We start from the raw sequence: 12,399 nt of genomic DNA on the forward strand, positions 1-12,399 counted from the left end.
GGACGCCGCCGAACCGCGCTGGCGCCGGGGCGGGACGCGGTGCGGCCCCGGACCCGGCCCCGGACCCGGTACGTATCCCCTGAAGGCGCCCGGTGCGGCGTAGGCGTCGCCACGGGTGGGTAGTTGCGTTGCTGATCGCGTCCGGGGACGGAGGAGGCGGACCGAACCACCGTCGTACGGACCGGTATTGCCCCCACCGCCGTTTCCCGGGAGTGAGATGACGTCACGGCCGCTGACCTTCGTCGTCGGTACCGGCCGGTGCGGATCGACCGCGCTGTCCGGCGTTCTGCGCCTGCACCCCGACATCCTCAGCGTCAACGAGCTGTTCGCCGCGCTGGCCCCGACGGCCCTGCCCGAACAGCCGCTGGACGGAGCGCAGTTCTGGTCGATGCTCGCCGAGCCGCGGGCGTTCGCCACCCGGATGATCCGCTGCGGCGTCCCGCTGCCGGAGTTCCTCTACCCCGCGTGCGCCGGCCGGTTCTCGGCCGAGGACGGCGGCATCCCGGCGATCGCGCTGATGACGCTGCCGCACCTGACCGACGACCCGGACGCGCTCTACGACGCGCTGGCACCGCGGCTGGCGGCCCGGCCCACCGGACCGGTCGCCGGCCACTACCGGGCGCTGTTCGACGCGCTCGCCGAGCGCTGCGGCGGCCGTGCCGTGGTCGAACGCTCCGGCTACTCGCTGCGCTCGGTGCCCGACCTGCACCGCGCCTTCCCCGAGGCGCGGTTCGTCCACCTCTTCCGCAACGGGCCCGACTGCGCGCTGTCGATGAGCCGGCACCCCGGGTTCCGGCTGATCCAGCTCATGCGCGACGCGGCCGGCGACGGCGCCGAGGGGCTGCCGGCCGAACTGGCCCGGCTCGCCGCCGGTGCGGAGCAGGACCCGCGCGTCCTGCTGGAACTGCGGCAGCCCGTGGCCGACTTCGGCGGCCTGTGGTCCGACACCGTCCTGGAAGGGCTCGCCCACCTCGACGCCGTCCCCGCCGGCCTGCGCACGTCGCTGGCCTACGAGGACCTGGTCGGCGACCCCCGCCGCGAACTGGTCCGGCTGGCCGCCCACGTGGGCGTCGATCCGCTGCCGCAGTGGCTGGACGCGGCCGCCCGCCACCTCGACGGCCGGCGCGGCGGCGCCGCCGACCGGCTCCCGGCCGCCGAACGCGCCGCGCTGTACGCCAGTTGCGCCCCCGGCACCAAGGCCCTCGCCGCCTGACCGCCGCCGGCACCGGTTCGTGCGCGCCGCGCCCGCTAGGGCGGGACGCGCACGAACGGCGGTGTCAGTAGCCGGACTTCGCGGTGACCCGGCGCGGCCAGTACCGCTCGTCACCGGCCCGCTCGTACTCCTTCCAGCGCGGGGCGTCACCGGTCGGCCGGTCACCGAGCACCGTCACCCGCTGACCGCGGCGGTACTCCGCGTAGTCGTTGACCGCCAGGTGCTGGGTCGCCCGGTTGTCCCAGATCGCCACGTCGCCGGCCTGCCACTGGTAACGGCAGCTGAAACGCGGCGACTCGGAGTGGTCGAACAGGTGCTGGAGCACCGCGTCGCTCTCGTCCCGGCTCAACTGCGGGATGTGCGAGGTCCACATCCGCGTGACGTACAGCGAACGCCGGCCGGTCTCCGGGTGGACCCGCACCACCGGGTGCTCGGCGCTGAACTCGCCCACCTCCGGCGCCCGCAGCACGTGGACCGCGGTGAGCCCGTCGAGCATCTCGCGGAACGGCGCGGACAGAGTCTCGTAGGCCAGGTACTGGTTGCTCCACATGGTGTCGCCGCCGGCCGGCGGACAGGTCACCAGGTGCAGGATCGAGGCCATCGGCGGGGTCGGCGTGAAGGTGACGTCGATGTGCCACTCGTCGGCCTTGCCGCCCTTGTCGGACTCGATCAGCGTCAGCTCCGGGTGGCCGTCGACCTTCGGCAGGAACGGGTGCACCTCGACCTCGCCGAACCGCCTGCCCAGCGCGACGTGCGCCTGCGGCGTCAGCCCGACCTGCCCGGGGACGAACAACACCAGGTGGCGCAGCAGCAGTTCGTGCACCCGCTCGAAGACCGCGTCGTCGACGTCGTTGAGGTCCAAACCGTGCAGCCGTGCGCCGAGCGCGCCGGAGACCGGGGTGACCCGCAGGTCGTTGATGCTCACGAAGAACCGTCCTCACGAAGGGGGTTGCGGGGGATACGGATAGCAGGGCGGCGGCCCGCGGTCACAGCGCCGGCACCCGGTGGGAGCGCGGGTCCGGCAGCAGGCCGATCTGCTGGAGCCGGTCCAGCGGGGTCAGCGGCGGCCCGCCCAGTCCCGACATCGCCCGGGTCACCGCGTACCGCAGCCGCGGGTTGGCCCCGGTGTGCCGCAGCGCGCGCCGCCCGACGATCCGGCCGCGCCACGACAGGTCGGTCACCATCCGCGCCGCGTTGTCGCTGGTACGGGCGGTCCGCGCCAGCACGTCGGCCCGCTCGCGCCGGTACGCCTCCAGCGCGGCGTCCACCACCGCGGCCGACGGGCGGCCCGACCCGTCCCACGCCTGCGCGAGGCGGTCGGCCAGCGACGCGGCGCTGACCACCGCGGTGTTCATGCCCTGCGCCGCCATCGGGTGGACCGCGTACGCCGACTCCCCGACGAAGGCCAGCCCCGGCAGCGCCACCGCCGGGGACAGCAGCCGCGTGACCGGGAACGCCTGCCGCCGGTGCGCGCACGCCAGCAACGGCTCCCGCAGCCCGCCGAGCGCCGGTACCCCGGTGAGCATCTCCTCGCACCACGGCGCCCACGCCCCGGCCGGCCGGCCCTGCACCTCCTGCGGGGCGGCCTGCGCGTACAGCCGGACCCGGCCGCCGGGCAGCGGGTAGACCAGGCGCAGGCCGCGGTCGGTCAAGTAGGCGGAGAAGTCGGCCGGCGCGTCCCGCACCCCCTCGATGTCGAAGGAGACCAGCCGGTGCGGGTACTCCGCCCGCCGCACCCGCACCCCGGCCGCCCGGCGCAGCTTCGAGCCGATGCCGTCGGCCGCCACCACCAGCGGGCAGTACTCCTCCCGGACCCGGCCGCCCTGCGACAGCCGCACCCCGCACACCCGGCCCGACGCGTCCCGCAGCGCCCCCTCGACCAGGACGCCCCGCAGCACCTCGACCCCGTCGGCGAGCCCGGCGGCCAGCGACTCCAGGACGGTCAGGTGGTCCTGGGCCAGCAGCGACCGGTCACCGTCCGGCAGCCGGCCGTAGTCCAGCGTCATCAGCGAGGCGCCGTCCGCGGTGCGCACCGCCAGCCGCGACAGCCGCACGGCACCGCGCTCCTCCAGCAGCCGTTCGGTGCCCCAGCGGCGCAGCACCCGCAGCGCCCCCGGTTGCAGCACCTCGCCCTTGGCCACCGCGCGCGGCCGGTCCTGCTTGTCCACCAGCAGCACCCGCAGGCCCAGGTCGCCCAGCCCGCGCGCCGCCGCCAGGCCGGCGACCCCCGCCCCGCACACCACCACGTCGTACCGCCCGGAGCGTTCCGCCGTCATGCCGCACCCCCTCGCGCGCCCGTGCCGCGCAGCCGGGCCAGCGCCCGTACCGCGAGACCGGAGGCGATCACGTCGTCGGTGTAACGGAAGCAGTGGCGGATGTACTCGTTGACCGGCGCGCCCGGCCAGCCGCCGTCGGCCCGCTGACGCTCCGTCAGCCACCGTCCGGCCCCCACCGCCGCGCCGCCCAGCGGATCGGCGCCCGCCACCAGCAGCGCGTGCAGCGCCCACGCCGTCTCCTCCACGGTCCCCGCAACGCTCCCCGCAACCGGCTCCGGCGGTCCGGAACCGGGCCGCTGCGGTGCCGTTCGCCCCTGCGGCGGCGCGTCGGGCGCCGTCGGGTCGCCGGCGCCCCAGGAACCGTCGGCGCGCTGGGCCGACGCCAGCCACCGCCGCGCGGCGGCGGCCACCGGGTGGTCCGCCCGGCCGGCCAGGCAGTACGCCTCCAGCACGGCGGCGGTGCCGGCCACCGGGCCGCGGTACCACATCGCCTCGAAGGAACCGTCCGCCCGCTGCTCACCGGCCAGCCACTCCAGCGCCCGCGCCACCCGCCGGTCGGACACCGCGACCCCCGCCCCCAGCAGCGCGCCGACCGCCTTGGCCGTCATCTGCGGACAGGGCCCGAAACCGCCCCGCTTGCTGTCGCGCACCGCCAGGCTCCACGAGCCCGACCGGTCCTGCGCGGACGTCAGCCACCCGATGCCGTCCCGGGCCCAGCGGTCCTCCGCACCGCCCGGCAACGCCCGCAGCAGCGCGGCCACTTCGGCGGTCTCCAGCGCCATCGGCCAACTGCGGTCGCCGGAGAACCCCCAGTGGCCCGCCGGGCAGGCCAGCGCGGTGAACGGCACGTCCTGCTGCCGGGCGCGGAACATCTCCCGCACCGGCTCCAGCCGCCCGGCTCCCGCACCGGCCGCCAGCAGCGCGGAGAGCGCGAACGTGGACCAGGTGATGTCCAGCGGCATCAGGTCCCACCCGCCGTCCGGCCGGGCCGCCGCCCGCAGCCAGTCCGCCGCCGCACGGGCGATGTCCGGCGCCCGCCCGGACCGTCCGACGCCCAGGCAGATCAGCGCCGTCAGCCACGGGTCGGTGCTGAACCCGCCGGTGGAGCCCTCGCGTTCGTACGCCTCCCGCACCACCGCGAGCGCCGCCGGCCGGGCCCTGCCGTTCAGCCACCGGCCCAGCGGACCGCGCCGCCGGTGCGCCTCCTGGCCCAGGGCGAGGGCGGCGAAGATCGGCAGGCGCAGGCTCAGCAGCCGGCGCGCCGGACCGCGCAGCAGCAACAGCTCCAACGGCAGCCGGGGCAGCGCCGCCTCGTCGCCGAAGCCGGCCAGCGCGTCGAACTGCCGCACCAGACCGGCCATCACCGGTTCCGGCAGCGCCGCCGCACCGCCGAGCCGGCCGGCCAGCTCCCGGCCCGCCGCGATCGCCGGCCCGGCCTCGTGCGGCGCCGCCATCCGCAGCGCGGCGGTGACCACCAGCGTGCTGAACGGCTCCGACGGCACGCCGTCCATCGCCCAGCCGCCGTCCGGCCGCTGGGTGGCCAGCAACCGCCGCACGCCCGCCGCGATCACCCCGCCCGGGTCCCCGCCGCCCGCCGCGCACAGGGCGACGACGGCCGCCGCGGTGTTCGCCGGCGCGAAGCGGTCGCCGTCCGCGGCGAACACCCCGTCGGCCCGCAGCCGGGCCAGCAGCGCCGCCGCGCCGCGGTCCACGGCCGCAGCCAGCGTGTCGTCAGTGGTGCGGTTCGGCATGAGGAGCCGTCCTTACCTGTTCGGGCCGGCCCGCGGGCCGGCGTGGATCGGATACCGGGGCCGGCGCCGGACCGGCGTCCGCACCCGGCGACTCGTGACGGGCCCGCATCGCCCGCTGGGTCAGCACGCTCGCCGCCAGCAGCGGCACCAGCAGCACCAGGGCCCACCCCAGCCCCCGCCCGCCCGCCAGCACCGCGGCCGCCAGCACCAGACGCTCGCCCACCAGCACCTCGTGCGCCCGCAGCGCCGCCCCGGCCGACAGCCGCTCCCCGCCGCGCAGTACGGGCCCGAACGCGGCCACCCCCGCGGCGGCGGCGCACCCCAGCAGCGCGACCGTCTCCCACGGGTGCGCCGGCACCCGTGCCGCGCCGCCGAAGGCCAGCAGGATCGCCGCCGCGTACAGCCCGGCGGCGGTGCGGCCGGCCACCGCGAGCCCGCGGGCCACCGGCAGCGTGCGGTAGCCGCCCGCCCGGTCCCCGTCGACGTCGCGCAGCGTGCCCACCAGGTTCGACGCCGTGTCGTGCGCGAGGAAGACGGCGGCGAACACCAGCGCCCGGCCCGGCGGTCCCTCACCGGGCCGCACCGCCATCGCGCCGAAGACCACCGTCAGCGCGGTCAGCGTCCCGCGCACCACGTTGCCCGACAGGCCGCGGCCCTTGAAGACCCGGCTGTACGCCACGATGCCCAGCACCGCCAGCGCGACCAGCAGCACCGCCCGCCAGTTCGCCAGCGCCGCGACGACCGCGGCCGCCAGGGCGCAGGCCACCCCGGCGGCCACCGCCGACGCCGGACTCAACCGGCCCTGCGGGATGGGGCGTTGCGGCTTGGCGATGGCGTCGAGCTCCCGGTCGAACCAGTCGCCGAGATAGTGCCCGGCCACCCAGCCCAGCGTCGGGGCGCCCCACGCCACCAGCAGCAGCGCCACCGGCGGCGACCCGCCGGCCAGCGCCGCGCCGGCCAGCCCCACCAGCCCCGGGTACCACAGGGTGTACGGCCGCCAGGTCTGCACGTGCGCACGGCAGATCCGGCCCGCCGTGCCCGCGGCGCTCACCGGGCCCGGTCGGCGGAGAAGTCCGCGACCCGTTCCAGCAGCGTCCGGCTCGACGTGGCCGGCAGCTCCGCCAGACACCCCTTCGCCGCCGCGACCTCCTGCCGCGCCCGCTCCTCCGCCGCCGCCAGCGCGCCGGTGCGCCGCAGCAGCGCCGCGACCGCCCCGAGCGCCTCGGCCGCCGGCACCGCACCGCTCAGCACCCGCTCCAGCAGCCGGCGTCCGGCCCGGTCCGCCCGGTCGTGCGCCACCACCAGCGGGAACGTCGGACGCCGGTTGGCCAGATCGCTCAGCCCCGACTTGCCGGTGACCCCGGCGTCGCCCACGTACGGCAGCAGGTCGTCGCGCATCTGGAAGGCGCTGCCCAGGTGTTCGCCGTACCGGCGCAGCGCCCGCTGCTGCGCGGGGGTGCCGCCGCCCAGTACCGCACCGGCCAGGCAGGCGGCCCGGAACAGCGCCCCGGTCTTGAGCGCGCTCACCGCCAGGTAGCGCTCCAGGCCGCAGCCGGCGTCACCGCACAGCTCGGCCTCCATCAGCTGGCCGTGGCACAGGTCGACCCCGGCCGCCGCCAGCACCCGCACTGCCTCCACGACCCGGCCGGCCGGCAGCCCGCGCTCGGCGCACTCCGCCACCGCCGCGAACATACTCATCATCAGCGCGTCGCCGACCACCACGGCGTCCGCGACCCCGTGCCGTGCCATCACCGAGGGGCGGCCGCGCCGCAGTTCGTCACCGTCGATGACGTCGTCGTGCACGAGCGAGCCGACGTGCAGGAACTCCACGCCGAGCGCGGCCGGCGCGATCTGCGCCCCTCCCGCGCCGACCGCCCGCGCCGACTCGGCCAGCAGCACCGGGCGCAGGAACTTGCCGGCCGGCAGCAGCGCGTAACGGGCGATCCGGTCCAGGCGCCGGCCGTCCGCCGGCCACCTGCCGTCGAGTTCGCGCAGCAGCAGGTCACGGGCGCGGCCGGTGTCCGGCGGCGGGGGATGGGCGGCGGCAACGGCCGCCGGGCTGTGGGAAGTCATCGTGCGTCCACCACTTCCAGTAGTGCCGGGGCATCACGAAGGAACCCCGGGCGGGGGTCTGGACACGGGGTCGGGTACGCGGGCCCGCGGGAAGCACGGCGCGGCGCCGCAACGGCGGGCGCGGTGCGCGGGAGGGGGAACGGGCAGGGGGAACGGGCAGGGGGAACGAGGAGGCAGGAGGGGAACGGGATCGGGGAAGCCGGTCGCCGGGGCGCGGCACGCTGTGCGGGCGGCGCCTCAAGTCCCTTGCGGGGAACGGGAGTCGACGGTGCGACGGGACGGCCGCCGGCCGCGGGTCCTCGGCAACCCGGACCCGGGCGGGGTCAGTGGTCGGCGGTGCCTTGTCTGAACGCGGCCGCCAGCGCGGCGAAGGCGTCGTTCGCCTCGGGGCTGGAGACGGTCACCCGGATGCCCTCACCGGGCTTGCCGCACACCAGCACGCCGTTGTCCGCGCAGAACTGGGTGAAGCGTTCGACGCCCTCGGTCAGCGGCAGCCACAGGAAGTTCGCCTGACTGGGCGTCACGTCCCAGCCCTGGCCCAGCAGCACGTCCCGCAACCGCTCGCGCGCGACGACCGTCTCGGCGCAGCGGCGCCGTATCTCCGCGTCCTCCGCGAGCGCCGCCACCGCGGCGGCCTGCGCCACGGCGCTGACCCGGAAGAACATCTGCAACGCCCGCATCGGCGCGAGCACCCGCGGGTGCCCGACCACGTATCCGACGCGCAGGCTCAGCAGCCCGTGCGACTTGGAGAACGTCCGCACCACGCAGACGCGTTCGTCGTCCCGGTACAGGTCGATGCCGGCGGCCACCGTCTTGTCGTCGGAGAAGGCGCGGTAGGCCTCGTCGATCAGGACGGTCACGCCGGCCGGCAGCCGGTCCAGCATCCGGCGCAGCGCCTGCTCGCCGACCGCCGTACCGGTGGGGGTGTTGGGGTTGCAGACCAGCAGCAGCCCGCCGCCGTCCGCCGCCGCGTCCGCGAGGGCGTCGAGGTCGTGGACGCCGTCGAGCAACGGCACGCGGACCGTCGCGCAGCCGGCGTTCGCCGCCATCATGGGGTACGCCTCCCACGACGGCCAGGCGTGCACCAGCCGGGCGCCGGGACCGGTGTGCGTGGCGATCATCTGCTGGAGCAGCCCGGCCGACCCGGGCCCCACCAGCACGTCCGCGACGGGAACGTCCACCTGCTCCGCGATCGTCCGCTCCAGGCCCTGGCCCATCGCGTCGAGCGTGAGGTGCGCCTGGGACGCGGTGTCGGCGACGGCCCGCAGGACGCCGGGGAGCGGGGGGTGGTACGTCTCGTTCAACGCCATCTGATGCAGCGGCAGGCCGGCCGAGACCGCCGGCTGCATCCGGTTCCAGCCATCCGTGTGGGACATCTTCCACCAATCCACAGAAGTTCGGGGTTCTCTGGAGGGGAGCACCGGCAGGGCGCGCGGTGCGGTGTTCCGGCTCCGTCGTGTCCCCCGACCGGAGCGTGACGCGGTGTGCCGAACGATTCGCCGGACCGGGGATCCGTGCGGACCACCGGCACGCCGGGCCGCTGTTCCCAGTCGGCGGCAGCCGGCGCGATCTCAGTCTGACGGCCTGTCGACGGCCCGTCCAATAAGACTTCGGTGGCTGTCGACACCACTCTTTTATAGTGAGGCGTGCTCGATACCCAGCAGTTGGCGGTACTCGTGGGCGTGGCGAGAACCGGTTCCTACACCGCCGCCGCCAGGTCGCTCGGCTATACCCAGCCCGCGGTCAGCTACCGGATGCGGTCGCTGGAACGCGCCGTCGGACTCCCCCTGGTGGTCCGCGCCGGGCGCGGCATCCGGCTCACCGCGGCCGGCACCCGGCTCGCCGAGTACGCCGAGACACTGCTGGCCGAACTGCGCGACATCGAGAACGAGTTGAGCGTCGGCGCCGTGCGGTCCGGCGCCACCGTGCGGGTCGCGGCCGACGTCGGGGCGTGCGTCTCCCTGCTGCCGCAGGCCGTCGCGCGACTGCGGCACCTGTGGCCGGACGTCGAGGTGGTCATCGACCGGGCCGACGCGGCCGAGGCGTACGACGCGCTGTACTCCGGCGACGCGGACCTGGCGCTGGTCGGCCCGGAACCCGGCGCCGAGCGGTGGCCCGGCCCGGCGGAGGACCTGGTGCTGCTGCCGCTGCTGACCGGCCGCCAGCACGTACTGCTGCCCGCCGGCCACGCGCTGGCCGGCCGCCACATCCTCGACCTGGCGGACCTGGCCGGTGAGGACTGGGTGCTCGACCGCGGCCGGGTGGCGTTCCTGACCGTCTGCCGCCAGGCCGGCTTCGAACCGCGGATCGCGGCCACCACGGACGACCCGGCCACCGCCGAAGGGCTGGTCGCGCACGGCGTCGGCGTGGCACTCGCCCACGGCACCGGCCTGTCACCGCCGGCCGGCCCCCGCGTCGTCGCCCGCCCGCTCCTGGGCTGGCCCTCACGCGGCGTGCACGCGGTCCTGCGCCGCCGGTCGATGCGGCTGCCCGCGGTGGCGGCTCTGCTCGACGAGGTCCGCACCGCGGCCGAACAGTGCCCTCCGGACGTCTGACGGCAGGCACGCCCGGCGCGACGGTACGCCGTGGGCCGGCCCCACCGCCGGCTCGAAAACCCCTCCGCCGCGGCGCCCCGCTCGTGCGTCGGGGCCGTGAATAGCGCGAGAGATGAGGCGAATCGACGCGGCGGACTATGACCCGGCCCGCGGGGGCCGGAGTCGGTCCGCCGTCGGAGCGCGTGTCGCGCACCCCGGCGGAGTACGAACTGCGTCGGCTGGGGCCGGAGTCGCTCCGCCGCCGGAACACGGATCGGCCACCAGCCGTCCGCCACGCCCGAGTTCGTCCCCGCCGCCGGGTGATCCGGCGTCCCGCGGCCCTGCGTCCGGCGGCCCGTCGCCCCCGCGATCCTCCCGCCCCCGCGATCCCCCCGCCCCCGCAGTCCGGGGCCCGGCGCCCGTTCGTCAGCCTCCGCCGTCGGGCAGTCCGCCCGGAACCGTTTTGAGCAGGTGGCCCGACGCGTCGTACTCCTGGGTGTACGCGATGGACGAACCGGCGGCCAGGGCCACGGCGTACGCGCGCTGCGCGGTGCCGGGGACGTCGACCACCCGGGCCGCCGACCGGTGCCCGTCGTGCAGGGTCACCACCGCATGGGTGGTGCCGGCCACCGGGTGGCCGATGAACACCCGCGTGTCGTGCTGCCCCGGCGTGGAAGCCGTGAACAGGGCCGACCCGTCGTCGGGGTCGTCGGGACCGGTCAGGAGGTAGCAGTCCGCCCACTGCCCGCCCTGCCGGTCCACGCGGATTCCGGCGACGACCGTGCGCTTGCACAGCAGGGAGCGGTAGACCGTTGTCCCGAGACCGTCCGGCCGGACGTAACCGGCGGGCAGTCGCGGGTAGTACACCAGCGTCACCGACCAGGGCACCCCGGCCACCGTCCCCGAGCCGATCGGCGCGGAGACCGCGGCCGGCGCCGACAGGTGCGCCGACGGGTGCGGCGACGGTGTCGCGGTGACAGCCGGCGGCATGTCGACCCGCCGTGCGCCGTCGGACGTCAGCCGGGCCACCGGTACCGCCAGGCCCGCCAGCAGGCAGGCCGCCGCGGCCGCGGTCAGGGTGCGCCGCCGGGTGCGCCGGACCCGGCTCGCGCGCAGGATCCGCTGCATCGGCACCGGCGCGGGCTCGTGCCGCGCCGCCATGTGCTCCATGGTCCGGCGCAGCCGCTGCTCCACCGGATCGCGCCCGGGTCCGCCGGTCGGGGAGGTCATACGGGGTCTCCGGAGGTAGTGAGGGCGCCCGCCGCGACCGCCGGGTGGCTGCGCAGTTTGGCGAGGGCCCGCGAGGCCGTGCTCTTGACCGTACCGACGGTGCAGCCCAGGGTGCGGGCCACCTCCTCCGCGCTCAGGTCCTCCCAGTAGCGCAGCACCACCACCGCGCGCTGCCGCGGCGGCAGGGTGGCCAGGGCGTCGAACAGCGCGGCGTCGCCGTCGTACGCGGGCGGCGGCGCCTGCGGAACGTCGGGCAGGAAGGGCGTCAGCAGGTGGACCACCCGCCGCTTGCGGTGCCGGCTGCGGTTGTTGTTGACCAGGGCGCGGCGCACGTACTGGTCGGCCGTCTCGCGCCGGACCCGCCGCCACTGCGCGTGCAGCTTGATCAGCGTGGTCTGCACGAGGTCCTCGGCCTCGTGGAAGTCACCGGTCAGCATGTACGCCGTCCGCACCAGCTGGCTCCAGCGGGCGGTGGTGAACTCCGTGAAGTCGGCGTCGTCGTCACGGTCGTTGCCGGTGTGCACGAAGGTCAGTCCCTGGCGTTCGTGGGGGTGGGGCGAGAGTACCGGCGCCGCGGAGACCGCCCCCGTCCGGCTCCGCGGCGCCGTGCTCATCAGCGCCAGTCGGTCTGCTGGTCGACCAGCTGGCCGGCGGCGTCGTACTCGTCGACCGAGGCGATGGTCTCGCCCCCGGAGACCGGGATGGCGTAGGCGCGGTAGGCGGTGCCCGGGACGCCGACCACCTGGGCGGTGCGCTGGTCGCTGTCGGCCAGCGACATCACGGCGCGGGTGACGGAGGCCGGCGGCCGGGCGACGAAGACGCGGTCACCGGAGGTGCCCTTCTCCGTGTTGCCCCACAGCCCCTCGTCGCTCTGCGGGGCGGCCGAGTCGTCCACCGGCTGGCAGTCGGCCCAGGCCCCGGCCTGCGCGTCGACCTGCGTCCCGGCGATGACGACGCGCTGGCACAGCAGGCTGTCGCCGGCGGGCACCGGCCCGTTCTGCGCGACGTAGGCCGCCGGGACGTGCGCGTAGTACACCAGGGACACGCTCCAACTTGCCCCGTCGTTCATCGTCCCGGACCCGATCAGCTGCGTGACGGGCGTGCTGGCCTGGGCGCCTGCGGCTCTGGCACCGGCGGCGTGGTGCGCCGCGGGGGCGGCCGGCGCGCTGCTCGACGCGTACGCCGTGGCCGGCGCGGTGACCGCGACCAGCGCCGCGGTCACGACGCCGGCGAGGGTGATCTTCTTCGGCCGGTTCATCGGCACGTTTCTCCTTGCTGCGTACGGAAGTTGAGGGGGAGTGCCCCCCGTCAACCTCCACTAC

The 12,399-nt window shown here is 76.2% G+C and carries 11 protein-coding genes; 2 read left to right on the forward strand and 9 right to left on the reverse strand.

Going from position 1 to position 12,399, the window contains the following annotated elements:
• Nucleotides 1-217: 217 nt before the first annotated feature.
• On the forward strand, nt 218-1,213 hold the full coding sequence (locus tag POF43_RS31785) for a sulfotransferase (RefSeq protein ID WP_271324540.1): 996 nt from the start codon (nt 218-220) through the stop codon (nt 1,211-1,213).
• 64 nt (nt 1,214-1,277) lie between these two features.
• Here the strand turns inward: POF43_RS31785 and POF43_RS31790 are convergent, their stop codons facing one another.
• The 6 genes from POF43_RS31790 to POF43_RS31815 form a co-directional block, all read right to left on the reverse strand.
• Nucleotides 1,278-2,138: a TauD/TfdA dioxygenase family protein gene (locus POF43_RS31790; protein WP_271324539.1), complete on the reverse strand. Its 861-nt coding sequence runs from the start codon at nt 2,136-2,138 to the stop codon at nt 1,278-1,280.
• Between the two features lie 61 nt (nt 2,139-2,199).
• Nucleotides 2,200-3,489 carry an FAD-dependent oxidoreductase gene (locus tag POF43_RS31795; protein WP_271324538.1) on the reverse strand — a complete coding sequence of 430 codons (1,290 nt, stop codon included), beginning with the start codon at nt 3,487-3,489 and terminating at the stop codon, nt 2,200-2,202.
• The gene (locus POF43_RS31800) at nt 3,486-5,240 is read right to left on the reverse strand and encodes a prenyltransferase/squalene oxidase repeat-containing protein (protein WP_271324537.1); all 1,755 of its coding nucleotides are present in this window, start codon (nt 5,238-5,240) and stop codon (nt 3,486-3,488) included. The genes POF43_RS31795 and POF43_RS31800 overlap by 4 nt, the downstream gene beginning before the upstream one ends.
• On the reverse strand, nt 5,221-6,249 hold the full coding sequence (locus tag POF43_RS31805; protein WP_282704894.1) for a UbiA family prenyltransferase: 1,029 nt from the start codon (nt 6,247-6,249) through the stop codon (nt 5,221-5,223). Before POF43_RS31805 ends, POF43_RS31800 begins: the two co-directional genes overlap by 20 nt.
• 38 nt (nt 6,250-6,287) lie before the next feature.
• A complete protein-coding gene (locus tag POF43_RS31810) occupies nt 6,288-7,313 on the reverse strand; it encodes a polyprenyl synthetase family protein (protein ID WP_271318530.1) in 1,026 nt (341 codons plus the stop codon).
• 323 nt (nt 7,314-7,636) lie between these two features.
• Nucleotides 7,637-8,689, reverse strand: coding sequence for an aminotransferase class I/II-fold pyridoxal phosphate-dependent enzyme (locus POF43_RS31815; protein ID WP_271318290.1), 1,053 nt, complete (start codon nt 8,687-8,689; stop codon nt 7,637-7,639).
• A gap of 270 nt (nt 8,690-8,959) precedes the next feature.
• On the opposite strand from POF43_RS31815, the gene POF43_RS31820 reads away from it, so the two are divergent.
• A complete protein-coding gene (locus POF43_RS31820; RefSeq protein WP_271318289.1) occupies nt 8,960-9,868 on the forward strand; it encodes a LysR family transcriptional regulator in 909 nt (302 codons plus the stop codon).
• A 405-nt stretch (nt 9,869-10,273) separates the two neighbouring features.
• Here POF43_RS31820 and POF43_RS31825 read toward each other — a convergent pair whose 3' ends face one another.
• From POF43_RS31825 to POF43_RS31835, 3 genes are read right to left on the reverse strand one after another with little or no spacing between them, the layout of a single operon-like run.
• Nucleotides 10,274-11,077, reverse strand: coding sequence for a hypothetical protein (locus POF43_RS31825; RefSeq protein ID WP_271316029.1), 804 nt, complete (start codon nt 11,075-11,077; stop codon nt 10,274-10,276).
• Nucleotides 11,074-11,691 (reverse strand): SigE family RNA polymerase sigma factor, encoded by a 618-nt coding sequence (locus tag POF43_RS31830; protein ID WP_271325748.1) that lies wholly within the window; start codon nt 11,689-11,691, stop codon nt 11,074-11,076. Before POF43_RS31830 ends, POF43_RS31825 begins: the two co-directional genes overlap by 4 nt.
• Nucleotides 11,691-12,335, reverse strand: a complete 645-nt coding sequence (locus POF43_RS31835; protein ID WP_271325749.1) for a hypothetical protein — start codon at nt 12,333-12,335, stop codon at nt 11,691-11,693. The genes POF43_RS31830 and POF43_RS31835 overlap by 1 nt, the downstream gene beginning before the upstream one ends.
• Between the last annotated feature and the right edge of the window lie 64 nt (nt 12,336-12,399).

The sequence above is a fragment of the Streptantibioticus silvisoli genome, from assembly GCF_027947535.2.
Taxonomy (GTDB): domain Bacteria; phylum Actinomycetota; class Actinomycetes; order Streptomycetales; family Streptomycetaceae; genus Streptantibioticus_C; species Streptantibioticus_C silvisoli.